General features: G+C 50.4%; 14 protein-coding genes. 4 read left to right on the top strand and 10 right to left on the bottom strand.

Annotation, left to right across the window (positions count from 1 at the left end):
- Window positions 1–69 precede the first annotated feature (69 nt).
- The 4 genes from GE278_07590 to GE278_07575 all read right to left on the bottom strand — a co-directional run bounded on the left by GE278_07590 (window position 70) and on the right by GE278_07575 (window position 4,301).
- The gene (locus GE278_07590; GenBank protein ID QLK60632.1) at window positions 70–768 is read right to left on the bottom strand and encodes a (d)CMP kinase; all 699 of its coding nucleotides are present in this window, start codon (window positions 766–768) and stop codon (window positions 70–72) included.
- 197 nt (window positions 769–965) lie between these two features.
- A complete protein-coding gene (aroA, locus tag GE278_07585) occupies window positions 966–2,249 on the bottom strand; it encodes a 3-phosphoshikimate 1-carboxyvinyltransferase (GenBank protein QLK63235.1) in 1,284 nt (427 codons plus the stop codon).
- 104 nt (window positions 2,250–2,353) lie between these two features.
- Window positions 2,354–3,439, bottom strand: a complete 1,086-nt coding sequence (gene serC, locus GE278_07580) for a 3-phosphoserine/phosphohydroxythreonine transaminase (GenBank protein QLK60631.1) — start codon at window positions 3,437–3,439, stop codon at window positions 2,354–2,356.
- Between the two features lie 172 nt (window positions 3,440–3,611).
- Window positions 3,612–4,301: a DUF421 domain-containing protein gene (locus GE278_07575; GenBank protein ID QLK60630.1), complete on the bottom strand. Its 690-nt coding sequence runs from the start codon at window positions 4,299–4,301 to the stop codon at window positions 3,612–3,614.
- A gap of 159 nt (window positions 4,302–4,460) precedes the next feature.
- Between GE278_07575 and GE278_07570 the strand changes: the two genes are divergently transcribed.
- From GE278_07570 to pflA, 4 genes are all read left to right on the top strand, one after another.
- Window positions 4,461–6,224, top strand: a complete 1,764-nt coding sequence (locus GE278_07570) for a 30S ribosomal protein S12 methylthiotransferase accessory protein YcaO (protein ID QLK60629.1) — start codon at window positions 4,461–4,463, stop codon at window positions 6,222–6,224.
- 480 nt (window positions 6,225–6,704) lie between these two features.
- Window positions 6,705–7,562, top strand: coding sequence for a formate transporter FocA (focA, locus tag GE278_07565; GenBank protein ID QLK60628.1), 858 nt, complete (start codon window positions 6,705–6,707; stop codon window positions 7,560–7,562).
- Window positions 7,563–7,636: 74 nt separating this feature from the next.
- Complete coding sequence (gene pflB / locus GE278_07560; GenBank protein QLK60627.1) at window positions 7,637–9,919, top strand: formate C-acetyltransferase; 2,283 nt, start codon at window positions 7,637–7,639, stop codon at window positions 9,917–9,919.
- Between the two features lie 269 nt (window positions 9,920–10,188).
- Complete coding sequence (pflA, locus tag GE278_07555; GenBank protein QLK60626.1) at window positions 10,189–10,929, top strand: pyruvate formate lyase 1-activating protein; 741 nt, start codon at window positions 10,189–10,191, stop codon at window positions 10,927–10,929.
- 71 nt (window positions 10,930–11,000) lie between these two features.
- Here pflA and GE278_07550 read toward each other — a convergent pair whose 3' ends face one another.
- The 6 genes from GE278_07550 to GE278_07525 form a co-directional block, all read right to left on the bottom strand.
- Window positions 11,001–12,146: an MFS transporter gene (locus tag GE278_07550; protein QLK60625.1), complete on the bottom strand. Its 1,146-nt coding sequence runs from the start codon at window positions 12,144–12,146 to the stop codon at window positions 11,001–11,003.
- Window positions 12,147–12,273: 127 nt separating this feature from the next.
- On the bottom strand, window positions 12,274–12,834 hold the full coding sequence (locus GE278_07545) for a 4Fe-4S dicluster domain-containing protein (protein ID QLK60624.1): 561 nt from the start codon (window positions 12,832–12,834) through the stop codon (window positions 12,274–12,276).
- Window positions 12,834–13,442: a Tat proofreading chaperone DmsD gene (dmsD, locus tag GE278_07540; protein QLK60623.1), complete on the bottom strand. Its 609-nt coding sequence runs from the start codon at window positions 13,440–13,442 to the stop codon at window positions 12,834–12,836. The genes GE278_07545 and dmsD overlap by 1 nt, the downstream gene beginning before the upstream one ends.
- A gap of 71 nt (window positions 13,443–13,513) precedes the next feature.
- Window positions 13,514–14,371: a dimethylsulfoxide reductase gene (locus GE278_07535; GenBank protein QLK60622.1), complete on the bottom strand. Its 858-nt coding sequence runs from the start codon at window positions 14,369–14,371 to the stop codon at window positions 13,514–13,516.
- 1 nt (window position 14,372) lies between these two features.
- Window positions 14,373–14,990 (bottom strand): dimethylsulfoxide reductase subunit B, encoded by a 618-nt coding sequence (dmsB, locus tag GE278_07530; GenBank protein QLK60621.1) that lies wholly within the window; start codon window positions 14,988–14,990, stop codon window positions 14,373–14,375.
- Between the two features lie 11 nt (window positions 14,991–15,001).
- Window positions 15,002–17,449: a molybdopterin-dependent oxidoreductase gene (locus GE278_07525; protein QLK60620.1), complete on the bottom strand. Its 2,448-nt coding sequence runs from the start codon at window positions 17,447–17,449 to the stop codon at window positions 15,002–15,004.
- Window positions 17,450–17,472: the final 23 nt, after the last annotated feature.

Below are 17,472 nucleotides of genomic sequence, written 5' to 3'. Positions count from 1 at the left end.
CGGCGAGGTTAAAAAAAACTATAGCCAAAACTGGCACTGAATGGACTTCAGCACCAGATTAAGGCTCGATTACCGGGTTTGTTTTTGCGGTAACCCTAGAATTTCTGTGGCGTAAGCCAACGCTTTTTCGATGACTTCATCGATGGACATACTGGTTGAATCCAGTAATAACGCATCGGAAGCAGCCACTAAAGGCGCAATAGATCGATTACGATCCCGATCATCACGTTCTTTGATCTCGGCTAAAAGCCGTTCAAAGTTAACACTAAAGCCCTTTTCCTGCAACTGTAGCATTCTTCTGTTTGCACGTTCTTCGGAGCTGGCGTCGAGAAATATTTTCACCGGCGCATCGGGGAATACCACCGTGCCCATATCTCGCCCGTCTGCAATCAGGCCCGGCGCCTCACGAAATGCGCGCTGACGACGCAGCAACGCTTCGCGAACACGGGGGAAAGCGGCTGCCTGAGATGCAGTATTACCTACCGTTTCAGTGCGGATTTCGTTGCTGACATCCTCACCTTCTAAAATTACTTGCAACTGCCCATCCTGAGCGACAAAACGCACGTCGAGATGTGCGGCCAGCGGAACTAACGCCTCTTCTGAGACGATATCAACCTGATGATGCAGCGCCGCCAGCGCTAAAACGCGGTAAATGGCGCCTGAATCCAGTAAATGCCAGTTAAAGGCTTCGGCTAACGCTTTACACAGCGTGCCTTTACCTGCACCACTTGGCCCATCAACGGTGATTACCGGGGCTAAAGCCGTCATTTTTGTCTCCTTTCGGTGGGTGATACCCGCTTCATTAGCCTGACAGGACTAATTCAGGAGCGGCATTATACGCTGCCTTTACGGCAACTGTTACCCCACATTTATCAGTTGTCTAAAAAGCAGACGGTTCTCAAAGAGAATAACCAAAAAAAACGGACATCCAGGATGTCCGTTGTATTGACCCACATAGTTATAGACTATGCCAGCGTACTTATTGCCGTGAGACGTTCAAAATAATCGGGGAACGTCTTCGCAGTACATTTCGGATCAAGGATGGTAACCGGCGTATCGGATAGCGCCACCAGCGAGAAACACATCGCCATGCGGTGATCGTTATACGTCGCAATCTCTGCGAATTTAAGGGATTGCGGCGGTTCTACGCGAATATAATCTTCACCCTCTTCCACCGTCGCCCCGACTTTACGCAACTCCGTCGCCATCGCTGCCAGACGATCGGTTTCTTTTACTCGCCAGTTGTAAATGTTGCGCAGCGTAGTCGGACCTTGCGCGAACAGCGCGGCCGTAGCGATGGTCATGGCCGCATCAGGAATATGGTTCATATCCATATCGATGCCTTTGAGCTCACCACGGGTGCATTCGATGTAATCATCAGCCCAATGGATTTTTGCGCCCATTTTTTCCAGCACGTCAGCAAAGCGAATATCACCCTGCATGCTGTTTTTACCGATGCCGGTGACACGAACGGTTCCCCCTTTGATCGCAGCCGCTGCCAGGAAGTAAGACGCGGAAGAGGCATCGCCTTCCACCAGATAAGCGCCCGGCGAAACGTAATGCTGTTTACCGATGATGCGAAACTGCTGGTACTGATGATTTTCAACTTCGATGCCGAAACTCTTCATCAGATTGAGGGTAATATCGATATACGGTTTGGAAACCAGATCGCCCTTAATCTGAATGGTGGTGTTATTTTCAGCCAGAGGGGCCGTCATCAGCAAAGCGGTAAGAAACTGGCTGGACACGCTGCCATCCACACTGACATTCCCGCCAGTAAAGCCACCACGAAGGCGCAGCGGCGGATAATTTTCCTGCTCGAGATAATCGATTTGCGCGCCGCCCTGACGGAGGGCATCAACCAGATGGCCAATCGGTCGCTCTTTCATACGTGGTTCGCCGGTAAGTACTACGTCCTGCTCGCCCAGACATAAGGCAGCAGCCAGAGGACGCATCGCCGTGCCCGCATTTCCGAGGAACAATTCCAGCCCTTTTGCATTGGAAAAAGCCGTGCCCAACCCGTCGATTTCACACTCAGTGCGGGAGGCCGACAGGCGATGCGTCACACCGAGCTGCTTCAGCGCATTCAGCATGTGGCGCACATCGTCGCTGTCGAGCAGGTTAGTCAGGCGGGTAGTGCCCTGTGCTAAAGCAGCCAGTAAGAGTGCACGATTTGAAACACTCTTTGAGCCAGGTAAGTTTATGCTGCCGTTAACCAATGCAACGGGTTGTAATGTCAGGGATTCCACTCTTTCTCCAATTCTTCTTTTCATAAAATGACCCCGGACGGTAAGCCGGGGTCATTTTTAAGGCGTCTTACTAAAGCATTGTGTTGGCCATAAAGCCAGTCTGCTTAGCCGTGGCGTTTTTCGAACTCCGCCATAAAGTCGGTCAAAGCCTTCACACCTTCTAAAGGCATCGCATTATAAATAGATGCGCGCATACCACCAGCCACGCGGTGGCCTTTCAATGCATGTAGACCGGCCGCCTGCGCCTGCTCCAGGAATACATTATCCAGAGAAGCATCCGCCATCTGGAATGGCACGTTCATCCACGAACGGTTAGCCGCGGCGACAGGGTTACGATAGAAACCGGTGCGGTCAATGGCGCCGTAAAGTAATTCCGCTTTCGCCTGATTACGTTTTTCCATTTCACGCAGGCCGCCCTGCTCTTTCAGCCATTTGAAGACCATACCTGACAAATACCATGCAAACGTCGGCGGCGTGTTGAACATGGAATCGTTCTCGGCCAGCACCGTGTAATCAAGGATGGAAGGCAACTCAGTGCGCGCTTTACCCAACAAGTCTTCGCGGACGATCACCAGAGTCAGACCAGCAGGACCAATATTTTTCTGCGCACCGGCGTAAATCACACCGAAGCGGCTGACATCGATCGGACGGGACAGGATGCAGGAAGAGTAATCGGCGACCACAATTTTGTCACCGAAGTCAGGCATTTCATCGATGGCTACACCGTCGATAGTTTCATTCGGGCAGTAATGAACGTAGGCAGAATCTGCGCTGAGCTTCCATTCGCTCATTGGCAAAATACCGCGCTTGCCATCAACAGTGGTGGTGACGTCAATCACATTCGGAATGCAGTATTTTTGGGCTTCTTTCACTGCGCTGTGCGCCCAGTAACCGCCATCAATGTAATCTGCTGTGTTTTTATCACCCAGCAAATTCATCGGCACTGCGGCGAACTGCGCACGCGCACCGCCGTGACAGAAGAGAACTTTATAGTTGGAGGGAATATTCAGCAGGTCACGAATATCCTTTTCTGATTCTTCGGCTACCTGGATAAACTCCTTACTGCGGTGACTGATTTCCATCACGGAGGTACCCAGTCCGTGCCAGTTACAAAGTTCCTGTTCCGCACGACGCAATACTTCTGCCGGGATCATTGCCGGGCCTGCACTAAAATTATAAACCTGAGTCATTTCCCCTCACCACTTCTCTGAGACAGCCACATAGTACCCATTAATTTACCGGTTTTATCATCCGAGACAAGCAATCTGCAACGGATATTGATGACGACCTGATAATCAACGATGAGATCTCGGTCACAAGGTTCTTTCCTCGCTGGAAAGCTGATTTAACAGGATTATCTGTTCACGCACGTACAGTGTTCAGCGCCCTGACCCACGTAAGGTTCTGACAGCGTGGGCAGACCGCCTTGTCACCCACTTTAAGTTCTTTCACCAGACTGCACTGATGGCACGCGTACACGCCGGTGGTCATCATCAGCGTTTCGATATCGATATAATCTTCAGGCAACACCGGCAGGCCGGGTTCGATATCCTCATCCAGACGGAAGTACACGCTCAGTCCACCGTTGGTTTCCAGAATAGCCAGACGCACCTGCCCGAGATGTTCGACGCCTTTTTGTCGCAACTCCATGTAAAACTCACCTTTGGTGATATTTTCCCGATCCATCGTTTCCCATTCGAACATGCCATCGCGAATGATGATCAGAGGCTTTCCTTCCATCCAGTTCTGGAAATGGCGACTGCGCCCCATCAGCCAGGTTGAGAAGCGGTAGAACAGCAGAATCGAAAAGAACACAGCAAAAACCGGCAACAGCGGGACGTCATCATAAAAAGTCACGTCGCCCGCTGCCGATCCGAGGGTCAGGATGATAACGACTTCAAACAAAGAAAGCTGATTAACCCCGCGCCTTCCTGTCAGTTTCAGAAACAGGAACACCACGACAAAAATGAAGAAACATCGAAATGTGACTTCCCCAAGATATTCGATCGGGAATTTATCAAGCGCCATTCGCTTAACATCAAACGCCTGCATAGAGACCTCATGAGTGGAAAAACAGCCGTTTATAGATTGCCTGCTTAACGACAAGCTTAGCGCGTTACAACACGATTACATTCTTAACACGAATACATGGAGGTACGCCGCAAAACCCCGTATCATTGCGCGTTTTTAGCACGCTCAAAAGTGAACTCAATGACGCAAACTTTTATTCCTGGTAAAGACGCGGCGCTGGAAGACTCCATTTCCCGCTTCCAACAAAAACTCACCGATCTCGGTTTTAACATCGAAGAAGCTTCCTGGCTGAACCCGGTTCCGCACGTCTGGTCCGTGCATATCCGCGATCGCGACTGTCCGCTGTGTTTCACCAACGGTAAAGGTGCAAGCAAGAAAGCCGCTCTGGCGTCTGCGCTGGGTGAATATTTTGAGCGTCTGTCGACAAACTATTTCTTTGCCGATTTCTATCTGGGTAAAGAAATTGCCAATGGTGATTTCGTTCATTACCCGAACGAAAAATGGTTCCCGATTGCCGAAGACAACACGCTGCCGGAAGGTATTCTGGATGAGCGCCTGCATGAATTTTACGATGCGGACAAAGAGCTGGTGGCCAGCGATCTGATCGATCTGCAATCGGGCAATCCCGATCGCGGGATCTGCGCCCTGCCGTTCACCCGTCAGTCTGATCTGCAAACCGTTTACATTCCGATGAACATCATCGGTAACTTGTACGTTTCTAACGGTATGTCCGCCGGTAACACGGCCAACGAAGCGCGTGTTCAGGGTCTGTCGGAAGTCTTCGAACGGTACGTCAAAAACCGCATCATTGCAGAATCTATCAGCCTGCCTGAAATTCCTGCGGACGTGTTGGCGCGTTACCCGGGCGTGGTGGAAGCCATCGCAAAACTGGAAGAAGAAGGTTTCCCAATCCTTTCTTATGATGCCTCACTGGGCGGCAACTATCCGGTCATTTGTGTGGTTCTGTTCAACCCGGCCAACGGCACTTGTTTCGCCTCATTTGGCGCACACCCTGATTTCGGCGTGGCGCTTGAACGTACCGTGACCGAATTACTGCAGGGCCGCAGCCTGAAAGATTTGGATGTGTTCACTGCACCGACTTTTGATGACGAAGAAGTTGCCGAACATGCTAACCTCGAAACGCACTTCATAGATTCAAGCGGTTTGATTTCGTGGGATATGTTCAAACAGGACGCAGACTATCCGTTTGCCGACTGGAGCTTCGGCGGATCTACCGAAGAAGAGTTCGCTACGCTGATGGCAATCTTTGATAAAGAAGATGCTGAAGTGTACATCGCTGATTATGAACATCTTGACGTATACGCCTGCCGTATCATCGTTCCGGGTATGTCAGATATTTATCCCGCAGAAGATTTGCTTCTCGCCAATAACAGTATGGGCGCACATTTGCGCGAACAGTTGCTGGCACTCCCGGACAGCGATTTGCCGAAAGAAACGTATCTCGAGATGATCACTCAGCTTGATGATGAAGGTCTTGACGATTTCACCCGCGTGCGCGAACTGCTGGGTATTGCCAGCGGCAAAGATAATGGCTGGTACACTCTGCGTGTTGGTGAGCTGAAATCCATGCTGGCACTGGCAGGTGGTGATTTCGACCAGGCACTGACCTGGGCTGAATGGGCGCATGAGTTTAACTCATCAGTCTACAGTGACGAACGCAACAACTACTATCGTTGTCTGCAAACCCTGCTTCAGCTTTCGCTGGAAGAAGATCGTGAACCAGCTCAGTACTACAATGCCTTCGTGAAAATGTACGGTCAGAAAGCGGTGGAAGATGCTTCTGCGGCGATCAGCGGCGAAGTACGTTTCCACAGCCTGTTTGCCGTTGACCCGGATCTCAAAGCGCTGCCAGCTCATCAGGCATTACTGCGTGCCTACGAGAAGTTACAAGTGGCAAAACGTCGTCATTGGTCCAAAGCCTGATTTACCCAGCGCATCGACTGAACCAGAACCGGCAGAAGCGTCTGCCGGTTTTTTTATCTTTTTACTCATACTCGACCACCGCTTAATCTGGTATCTAAAATTTGACTCGGCCGGGCAAATGGCGTGTAATTTCGCGCGAAATAACGGCTGATTCGATTTTTTTAGGAATAAATAAATTCCGAAAGCACTAAAGTTAATTATTTGTGAAAAAGAATAGAAGCCAATTTAGTACATAAATTAACAGTTAATCCTCAAATTTCACTATCAGATAAGAATATTTTTAGGGTTCATCAACTTTTTTTGTAAAAATTAAAATGTTTTTACACCTTAATTTTCAATGAATTATCGTTAAAACCACCTATTCAGTAGTAGACTTCAAACCACCAAAATCCTCCCCTTATGATCCACGTCAATTTTTACGTTATACTGCTTTGCTAGTATCTCGTTGCGCAGTGCATAGCCCTGAATAAGAGAGTTAATGTGAAAGCTGACAACCCCTTCGATCTTATATTACCCGCCGCTACAGCTAAAGTTGCTGAAGATGCCGGCGTTTATAAAGCCACCAAACAGCCGTTAAAAACGTTCTTTTTAGCCATTACTGCTGGCGTCTTTATTTCTATTGCCTTTGCTTTTTATATCACTTCAACCACCGGCACCGGGACCGTTCCTTTCGGTCTGGCAAAACTCGTCGGGGGCATCTGCTTCTCACTGGGTCTGATGCTGGTCGTGGTTTGTGGTGCAGACCTGTTTACTTCCACTGTGCTGATTGTAATTGCTAAAGCCAGCGGGCGTATCACTTGGGGACAACTGGCACGCAACTGGGCCAATGTCTATATTGGCAACCTGATCGGCGCACTGTTCTTTGTCGCCCTGATTTGGTTCTCCGGGGAGTACATGGTCGATAATGGTTTGTGGGGGCTGAACGTGCTGCAAACGGCCGACCACAAGATGCATCACACCTTTATCGAAGCGGTATGTCTTGGGATCTTGGCTAACCTGATGGTATGCCTGGCTGTCTGGATGAGTTACTCCGGCCGCAGCCTGATGGATAAAATGTTTGCGATGATTCTGCCAGTGGCCATGTTTGTTGCCAGCGGCTTCGAACACAGCATCGCCAACATGTTCATGATCCCGTTGGGTATCGTCATTAAGAACTTTGCAACACCCGATTTTTGGCAAGCTGTCGGTACTACGCCGGCACAATTTGCAGAACTGAACGTCACTAACTTTATCATTGATAATCTCATCCCTGTGACCATAGGTAACATCATTGGTGGTGGTTTGCTGGTAGGGTTAACGTACTGGGTCATATATCTTCGCGATGAGAAAAATCACTGATTCAACGTGGATTCTCGTTACGACAGTTTTACACGCGATTTTTAAAGAAATCCAAATTAGAAGGTAGGTGCAAGATGTCCAAGCTCAATGAAAAATTGACCAACGCATGGCAAGGCTTTAGTGCTGGTGAATGGCAGAATGGCGTAAACGTCCGTGACTTCATTCAGAAGAACTACACCCCGTATGAAGGTGATGAGTCCTTCCTGGCTGGCGCGACACAAGCGACAACCACCCTGTGGGATAAAGTAATGGAAGGTATCAAACTGGAGAACAGCACCAAAGCTCCTGTTGACTTCGATACTGACGTTGCGGCTACCATCACCTCTCATGACGCTGGCTACATCAACAAATCTCTGGAAACCATCGTCGGTCTGCAAACTGACGCACCATTGAAACGTGCCCTGATCCCATTCGGCGGCATCAAAATGGTAGAAGGTTCATGTAAAGTTTATGGCCGTGAACTGGATCCAGCGCTGAAAAAAATCTTCACCGATTACCGCAAAACGCATAACCAGGGCGTGTTCGACGTTTACACCAAAGACATCCTGAACTGCCGTAAATCAGGTGTTCTGACTGGTCTGCCAGATGCGTATGGCCGTGGCCGTATTATCGGTGACTACCGTCGCGTTGCGCTGTACGGTATCGACTTCCTGATGGCTGACAAATTCGCGCAGTTCCAGTCTCTGCAAGATGATCTGGAAAACGGCGTGAACCTGGAAATGACTATCCAGTTGCGTGAAGAAATCTCAGAACAACACCGTGCTCTGGGTCAGATTAAAGAAATGGCTGCGAAATACGGCTACGATATTTCTGCTCCTGCGACTAATGCACAAGAAGCAGTTCAGTGGACTTACTTCGGCTATCTGGCTGCAGTGAAATCACAAAACGGCGCTGCAATGTCCTTCGGCCGCGTATCCACTTTCCTTGACGTGTTCATCGATCGTGATATCAAAGCAGGTAAACTGAACGAAGAACAGGCTCAGGAACTCATTGACCACCTGGTCATGAAACTGCGTATGGTACGTTTCCTGCGTACGCCTGAGTATGATGAATTGTTCTCTGGTGACCCAATCTGGGCGACTGAATCCCTGGCAGGTATGGGTGTTGATGGTCGTACTCTGGTTACCAAAAACAGCTTCCGCTTCCTGAATACCCTGTACACCATGGGGCCTTCACCAGAGCCGAACATGACCATCCTGTGGTCTGAAAAGCTGCCAATGAACTTCAAAAAGTACGCAGCGAAAGTGTCTATCGATACCTCATCTGTACAGTATGAGAACGATGATCTGATGCGTCCTGACTTCAACAACGATGACTATGCTATCGCTTGTTGCGTGAGCCCGATGGTTGTGGGTAAACAAATGCAGTTCTTCGGCGCACGTGCAAACCTGGCGAAAACCATGTTGTACGCAATCAACGGCGGCGTTGATGAAAAAATGAAAATCCAGGTTGGTCCGAAAGAAGCGCCAATGATGGATACCGTGCTGGACTATGACAAAGTCATGGATCGCATGGATCACTTCATGGACTGGTTGGCTAAACAGTACGTGACTGCCCTGAACATCATTCATTACATGCATGACAAATACAGCTATGAAGCTGCATTGATGGCACTGCATGACCGTGATGTTTACCGCACAATGGCGTGTGGTATCGCAGGTCTGTCCGTTGCTGCTGACTCCCTGTCTGCTATCAAATACGCTAAAGTTAGTACCATCCGTGACGAAGACGGCCTGGCTATCGACTTCAAAATTGAAGGCGAATATCCACAGTTCGGTAACAACGATTCTCGTGTAGATGACATCGCTTGTGACCTGGTAGAACGTTTCATGAAGAAAATTCAGAAACTGCGTACCTACCGTGGCGCGGTTGCGACTCAGTCTGTTCTGACCATCACCTCTAACGTGGTTTATGGTAAGAAAACCGGTAACACTCCAGACGGTCGTCGTGCTGGTGCTCCATTCGGTCCAGGCGCTAACCCAATGCACGGTCGTGATCAGAAAGGTGCGGTTGCCTCCCTGACCTCCGTTGCTAAACTGCCGTTTGCTTACGCAAAAGATGGTATTTCTTATACCTTCTCTATCGTTCCAAACGCACTGGGTAAAGACGATGATGTTCGTAAAGCGAACCTCGCGGGTCTGATGGATGGTTACTTCCACCACGAAGCGTCCATCGAGGGTGGCCAACACCTGAACGTGAACGTAATGAACCGTGAAATGCTGTTAGACGCGATGGAACACCCTGAGAACTATCCTCAGCTGACCATCCGTGTTTCTGGTTACGCTGTACGTTTCAACTCACTGACTAAAGAACAGCAACAAGACGTTATTACCCGTACTTTCACCAAGTCCCTGTAATAACTAACGCTCTGGTTTAATTGATAAAAAAGGCTCCACACTGTGGAGCCTTTGTTTCATCCGCCCTACCCTTTACTGTCTGCCCGACAGTCTGTTTTGCCAGAGCGCTATGATTGTGGATCTCTGGCAAAGCAGTTCCGGCATTCGCTGGCAATCAACCTTATTGATTGTCTGGTATCATAAACAGATAGAACCCAGTTTATCTCTGCCAGGCCAGCATCCGCACTTTTAGACTGCTATTCATTGGTCAATATGGAGAATAACCCGCAATGTCAGTTCAAGGTCGAATCCACTCATATGAGTCCTGTGGCACCGTAGATGGCCCAGGTATCCGCTTCATTGTTTTTTTCCAGGGTTGCCTGATGCGTTGCATGTATTGCCACAATCGCGATACCTGGGACACCCACGGCGGTAAAGAAATCAATGTCGAAGATTTAATGAAAGAAGTGGTGACCTATCGCCACTTTATGAATGCATCCGGCGGAGGTGTCACCGCATCTGGCGGTGAGGCCATTCTTCAGGCAGAGTTCGTGCGTGACTGGTTCCGAGCCTGCCAGAAAGAAGGGATTAACACCTGTCTGGATACCAACGGTTTTGTCCGCCGTTACGACCCGGTAATCGATGAATTACTTGATGCTTCCGATCTGGTGATGCTCGACCTGAAACAGATGAACGATGATATTCACCAGAATCTGGTCGGTGTCTCGAACCACCGCACGCTGGATTTTGCCCGTTATCTGGCAAAACGAAATCAGCGCACGTGGATCCGTTACGTCGTGGTACCGGGCTGGTCCGATGATGACGAGTCAGCGCATAAGCTCGGTGAGTTCACCAAAGATATGACTAACATCGAAAAAATTGAACTGCTGCCTTATCACGAACTGGGTAAGCATAAATGGACGGCGATGGGAGAGGAATACGGGCTGGACGGTGTGAACCCGCCAACTACAGAAATTATGGACAGAGTGAAAAACATTCTTGCCAGCTACGGGCATAAAGTTATTTACTGATGCCCAACGCAATGCAAAAAAGACGCCATTTACGGCGTCTTTTTTATTGGGTGCAGATCAGAACCTTTAGATTATGCTGCTGCCACAGGATTTGGGCTCTTGTCTGCCTTGCGCATTAGCATTACCAGATATACCAGTGAAACGACAGCAATCATTACAAACAGCAGACGGTCAGAATAGCTCTGCATCAGCATTGCGGTCATCGTTGGCCCGGCAAGGCTGCCAAGTGTATAGCTCATCAGCAGCGCCTGATTCATAGCGACAAGCTCTTCAGAACTGACCTTCTCGCAGGCCCACGACATTGCTACCGGATATAACGTGAAACCGGCACACCCAAGAATGAATAACGTCGGTGCCATCGCATAACCACTGAGCATAGCGATGCTGCCGAGTATCACGCAAAAAATCTGAATACGTAACACCATCAGGCGACCATAGCGGTCTGCCAGGCGCCCGACCGGCCATTGCCCGATAATCCCAGCGCTGACCAGCAACGCCATCCAGTAGCCCACATCCGCATCACTCATACCTTGATGCGTCAGGAACAACGGCATCAGGCCATACAGTGAGCCGAGCACAATGCCGGAAATAATGCAGCCGTTGATCCCAAGGCGCGCATTACGGCGGCGGAACATTGGCAGAACCGAATGACGCGGCTCCTCGCTGTCCTGATTTTCCAGATGAGCAAACAACAATGGCAACATGGCGATCACAATAAGCGACGTCACCCACGGCAGGACGCTGAATAATGCCGTGGGCACTGTTCCCACCAGCAACTGCCCGACGACAGTGCCGATGTAATACATGATCATGTACGCCGCCAGCAGTTGCCCACGGTTCTTCACCGTTCCGCTGCGCATCAGCGCACTCTCCACGACCACCCAAATAAGCGCACATCCAACACCGGCCACAAAACGTGCCCCGATCCAGCTCCAGAAACTCATGGAAAGCGCCAGACCAGCTGTCGCAACCGCAAACAGGAAGCAGGAGAAATAGTAGCTGCGATTAAAACCGAACCGTTTTATCAGACTGCCAGCAATTAACGTTCCCAGTAAATTACCGGTGAAATACGATGAACTGACAAGGCCCACCTGCCAGGTCGGCAACTGCTCGTGGCTGAGCCATAAAGGGACCAGCGTGTTTAAGACGGCGATAGAAATCGTCAGCAGAAGAAGTCCGCACAGCAGCAGAAAAACGGGACGGGAATAGGCGGACATAGAGCGTTGATGACCACAAAGAGGAAGAAATTGCGCGCATCATGCCACCAGCGCAATAAAAGTCAATCTGGCAAAAAGAGGCCTGAGCACAAACTGGAGGGCGATGATTGAAATCGTTAATCAACCGCTACGATGAGGAATCATGAAGCTTCAGTGACAACCTAATATCACCATGATAACAAACAAGTTTGCATTTTCCGCAACCGTCGCATTTTTCCGTATCAACAGAAGGATGATTCTGTTGATTAAAAAATATTGCCGTGCGCGGACACCCAATTTCGCACATCCGACACAGGTCATCCATGCGCCCCAGACACTGCGGCAGGATAATAGGTCTTAATCCTGTATCCCTTGGAACAGAAATATCCAGTGCCCCGCTTTCACAAACTTGCGTACAGGCACCACAAAAATCGCATTCTGCGTGTTCGATGCTCAGGACGACTTTATCTTGCTCAATACGCAGGATCCCCACAGGACAGGCTTGCATACACTTTCCGCAGCCATTACAAAGCAGCATGAAAGAAGGCTCTGCCACAGCCTGCGGCGGACGGGGTAACGGGCGCTGCAACGTTGGAGTCGCAGAGATCGCAGCCTGTTCAATTGCCTGCTTTCCTGACGCCAGCAGGCCGCGAAACAACCCGCGACGACTGACATTTCGGTTGCCCATCCCCCCTTGCGAATCGCTCATTAGAAATAGAGCTCAACTATCGGTGTTTCCGCCGCCAGCGCATGTTGCCAGCCAGTCAGAGTCGATTCGGCGAGGATTGCAACACCCGCATACAACGGATGCTCAGCTTTCTGGCGCAATAATTCGAGATAGCGCGCAGCCCACGGCAGTAAATGCACCGTCAAAAATGCGTTCAGCAATGACGGGGAATTCTCCGCCAGCCATGCACACATCATCAGCATCAGACCGATATGGTCTTCAGGTTCTGCCTGCGTCAGCTGCGGCTCGATATGGTTTTCACGCATCCACTGACGTAATGCCAGCGTGGAATCACCAAACACCACCGATTCTTTATCCAGATAAACGGAACCCCACGGTGGAGCCGGTAAGGCATATGGCCCTATAAACAGGCGCTGATAGGCATCGTCGATACTTTCCTCTGCGCTTTCCGTCTGACTAAACATTGCCGCAGCCAGTGCCTTCGCTTCTTCAGTTGCACAGGGCCACAGCGGTACCCAGTCATTGCTTTTCAGCAACTCGACGAGAGGATGAACTTTTTGCGATCCTGGCGGATAGAACAGCATCGCGCCTAAAATCTTTCCAGTTAAACTAATTGATTCTGCTGACATAATTCACTCATTGTTGCGGGAACGCGCCACCTGGGGCAATACGTTCCCTGATATTTATAACTGGCCGGTCATTAACCGCTAACGGCCATACCCACCGTCATATGCAGTCCGTAGAAAATCGCACGCCCGATCAGCTCACCGGCAAAGACCAGCACAAAGGCCAGAACCATTGAGGCTAATGCCGGACGTTTGCGCATGATCAGCGGACAGAACCAACAGCCCAACCCCAGACCAATCAGCACCAGCCGCCACGCGGATAATGTGCCGTATTGCGGGATAAGTGCTGAGGCAGCCTGAACTGAGCTGTTGATGCCCGCCAGACCGGCGCTTTGCATCACGACCACCGCCATGCTCACCACCAGTGCAATAAGGCTGATCGCCGGCAGCAGGCGCAAACCACAGCCATTAATATTGGCACCGCGTAGCAGCAGATAGCCGAGCACCGGCCCGCCGATAAGCACCGTCAGCCCGAAGTGGAACACGGTATAGATGTTATCCCATGTAGGAACAGTACTGATTTCATACACGCGACACATCGCGTAAACAAACCCGATACCCGCCAGCATGGTGATCACCAGCCAGATTTTGCCCAGCGCACGCGGCATTTTGTTGATCACCGCCAGCAGCCAGTAAATGCCGCCCAGTGCGAAGAACAACGAACCGCTGCCGATTTCATTACTCAGCGGCGAAGCACCGAGACGATTGAGCGAATTGAAAGCACGCAGTGGCGAGCCGAGGTGCAGAACAGAAGCGATAAACGCCACCGCCATCAGCACCCACAGAAAGAACATCGAGAGGTGAATACGACGATGTTCTTCCACGGAACGTTGCGTCAGCAGCGCAATGGCCAGCACGATAAAGGCCCCCACAACGCACTGCCCTAATACGGTAAAGACCATTAAAGGCCATTCATGCCATCCGTTTCCCATCTCAAACCTCCTTCGGGTTAGCCAGATAACCCGTGGTATCGCCTACTGGACGGCAATTCGCATTGGGTTTGATGACGATATTTGGGTGAGTGAAATGCGCAGCCGGAAGCGGTGCCACCTCCGCCAGATCACCGTATTTCGCACGCAACTCTTCGATAGGCGCCATATCCAGCGCGCGCAGCGGGCAGGATTCAACACAAATAGGTTTTTTACCTGCAGCAACGCGCTCATAACAGCCGTCGCACTTGGTCATGTGGCCTTTCGCTTCGTTATACTGTGGCGCGCCGTACGGACAAGCCATATGGCAGTAACGACAGCCGATACACACGTCTTCATTCACCACCACAAATCCGTCTTCACGTTTATGCATCGCACCGCTCGGGCAGACTTTGGTACAGGCCGGATCAGCGCAGTGATTGCATGAAATCGACAGATAATAGGCGAACACGTTCTGATTCCAGCCGTCACCGTCTTTTTGCCAGTCGCCACCGGCATATTCATAGATGCGGCGGAAGCTAACGTCCGGGGTTAAATTTTTGAAATCTTTACAGGCCAGCTCACACGTTTTGCATCCAGTGCAGCGGCTTGAGTCAATATAAAAACCATATTGAGTAGTCATGTTTTACTCCATTAAACCTTAGCCACTTGCACAAGGTTGGTGTGAGAGGGGTTACCTTTCGCCAGCGGTGAAGGTCTTTGGGACGTCAGTACGTTGATGCTGCCCGCACGGTCGATTTTCTTGCTGTCTGGTGAATACCAGGCGCCTTCACCCAGCGCGACAACGCCAGGCATCATGCGCGGCGTAACTTTCGCGGCAATATGCACTTCACCACGATCGTTAAAAATGCGGATCATATCGCCGTTTTTGATACCGCGCTGAGCAGCATCTAACGGGTTAATCCACATTTCCTGCCTGCAGGCCGCTTTAAGCACGTCGACGTTACCGTAGGTGGAATGCGCACGCCCTTTGAAATGGAAGCCTGTCAGCTGCAGCGGGTAGCGGCTCGCAATCGGGTCATCGTAATTTTCAAATCCGGCGGCATAAACAGGCAACGGATCAATGACATCATCTTTTTCCAGTTGCCATTTCGCGGCGATCTCAGCCAGTGGTGCGGAATAGATCTCAATTTTTCCCGAAGCCGTTTCCAGAGGATTAGCCTGAGGATCCTCACGGAATGCCTTATAGGCAACATGATGTCCTTCCGGGTCACGCTTTTTGAAAATTCCCTGCTGACGGAAAGTGTCAAAATCGGGAAGTTCGGGAATAGCCTGCACCGATTGTTGATACACATGGCGCATCCACTCTTCCTGATTGCGCCCTTCAGTAAACTTCTGTTCAACCCCCAGACGTTTTGCCAGTTCTGTCGTCATCTCATAGATGGTTTTGCATTCAAAGCGCGGTTTAATAGCCTGATCGGCGAAAATCACATAAGCCATGTTGCCGCACTCAGCATCCAGGCAGAAATCCATCTGTTCGGAAGCCGTACAATCAGGCAGGAGGATATCGGCATATTTAGCCGATGAGGTCATGTGATTATCTATGACGACAATCATCTCGCACTGCTTATCATCCTGAAGAATGTCATGAGTGCGGTTGATCTGAGAGTGCTGATTGATCAAGCTATTACCGGCATAATTCCAGATAAACTTGATAGGGACATCCAGTTTATCCTTACCCCGAATACCGTCTCGTACCGCTGTCAGTTCGGGTCCACGCTTGACAGCATCCGTCCAAAGGAAAAACGGAATGCTTGTAGTCACCGGATTATCGAACGTCGGCATACGTACAAATGGCAGACTGTAAGAACCCGAATTTGCGCCTGAGTTACCGCCGTTAATGCCCACATTTCCTGAAAGGAGCGCTAGCATGGCAATCGCACGAGTTGCAATTTCCCCGTTTGAGTGGCGTTGAGGTCCCCAGCCCTGGGCAATAAATGCTGGTTTTGCCTGCCCTATTTCGCGGGCAAGTTTGACAATTTTATCCACCGCAATGCCGGTGATTTTTGACGCCCACGCAGGCGTTTTGGCGATACCGTCCTCACTACCGCCCAGAATGTACGCTTTGTAATGCCCATTGGCGGGTGCGCCTGCGGGCAACGTTTTCTCGTCGTAGCCAACGCAATATTTGTCCAGGAATGGCTGATCGACCAGATTTTCAGTAATCATCACATACGCTAGCGCCGCGGCGAGTGCGCCGTCAGTCCCAGGGCGAATTGGTATCCATTCATCTTCACGGCCAGCGCCAGTGTCGGTATAACGGGGATCAATAATGATCATGCGCGCATTAGATTTCAGCCGCGCCTGCTCGAGGTAGTACGTCACCCCACCGCCGCTAAGACGGGTCTCTCCAGGGTTATTACCGAAGAAAACCACCAGCTTGCTGTTTTCAATATCTGACGGGCTGTTACCATCCGCCCAGCCGCCGTAGGTATAATTGAGACCCGCAGCAATTTGTGCAGAACTATAATCACCATAATGATTGAGATAACCGCCACAACAGTTCATCAGGCGGGCAATCAGCGTTTTACCCGGCGGCCATGAACGGGTCATCGTGCCACCTAATGTACCGGTACCATAGTTAAGGTAAACAGCTTCATTGCCAAAGCGTTGAATGACATCTTTCAGGCTGCCCGAAATCGTGTCTAAGGCTTCATCCCAGCTGATACGCTTAAATTTACCTTCCCCGCGCTTACCTACACGCTTCATTGGGTATTTGAGACGATCAGGATTGTAGACCCGCCTGCGCATAGAGCGGCCACGCAGACAAGCTCTGACCTGGTGCAATCCTTCGTAATTGTCATCACCCGTGTTATCCGTTTCGACATAACGGATCACCCCATCGACAACATGCATTCTCAGCGGGCAACGGCTTTCACAATTGACGGTGCAGGCACTCCAGACGATTTTTTCGTCTGCGACTCCCGCCGGAGCCGCAGACGTTTCAGCGCATATTGTTTTAAACGGTAGCGATATCCCGCCAACCGCTGCCGCCATACCGGCAAGCGTGGTTCCCTTAACCAGATCACGACGGCTGATGCCTCCATTTGAACCGGTTTTATTACTGTTTGAATCCGACATTGCATACTCCGTAACGCCCTTAC

Source organism: Enterobacteriaceae bacterium Kacie_13, assembly GCA_013457415.1.
In the GTDB taxonomy this organism is placed as follows: domain Bacteria; phylum Pseudomonadota; class Gammaproteobacteria; order Enterobacterales; family Enterobacteriaceae; genus Rahnella.
Note: the sequence above shows the minus strand (reverse complement) of the source record. Positions and strands in the feature narration are given on the sequence as shown.

Excerpts from the sequence above, each read along its gene's own strand:
- GE278_07535 (QLK60622.1), bottom strand. The coding sequence starts at position 14,371 with ATGGGAAACGGATGGCATGAATGGCCTTTAATGGTCTTTACCGTATTA.
- GE278_07570 (QLK60629.1), top strand. The coding sequence starts at position 4,461 with ATGACGCAAACTTTTATTCCTGGTAAAGACGCGGCGCTGGAAGACTCC.
- GE278_07575 (QLK60630.1), bottom strand. The coding sequence starts at position 4,301 with ATGCAGGCGTTTGATGTTAAGCGAATGGCGCTTGATAAATTCCCGATC.
- serC (QLK60631.1), bottom strand. The coding sequence starts at position 3,439 with ATGACTCAGGTTTATAATTTTAGTGCAGGCCCGGCAATGATCCCGGCA.
- pflA (QLK60626.1), top strand. The coding sequence starts at position 10,189 with ATGTCAGTTCAAGGTCGAATCCACTCATATGAGTCCTGTGGCACCGTA.
- dmsD (QLK60623.1), bottom strand. The coding sequence starts at position 13,442 with ATGTCAGCAGAATCAATTAGTTTAACTGGAAAGATTTTAGGCGCGATG.
- GE278_07525 (QLK60620.1), bottom strand. The coding sequence starts at position 17,449 with ATGTCGGATTCAAACAGTAATAAAACCGGTTCAAATGGAGGCATCAGC.
- GE278_07590 (QLK60632.1), bottom strand. The coding sequence starts at position 768 with ATGACGGCTTTAGCCCCGGTAATCACCGTTGATGGGCCAAGTGGTGCA.
- pflB (QLK60627.1), top strand. The coding sequence starts at position 7,637 with ATGTCCAAGCTCAATGAAAAATTGACCAACGCATGGCAAGGCTTTAGT.
- dmsB (QLK60621.1), bottom strand. The coding sequence starts at position 14,990 with ATGACTACTCAATATGGTTTTTATATTGACTCAAGCCGCTGCACTGGA.
- GE278_07545 (QLK60624.1), bottom strand. The coding sequence starts at position 12,834 with ATGAGCGATTCGCAAGGGGGGATGGGCAACCGAAATGTCAGTCGTCGC.
- GE278_07550 (QLK60625.1), bottom strand. The coding sequence starts at position 12,146 with ATGTCCGCCTATTCCCGTCCCGTTTTTCTGCTGCTGTGCGGACTTCTT.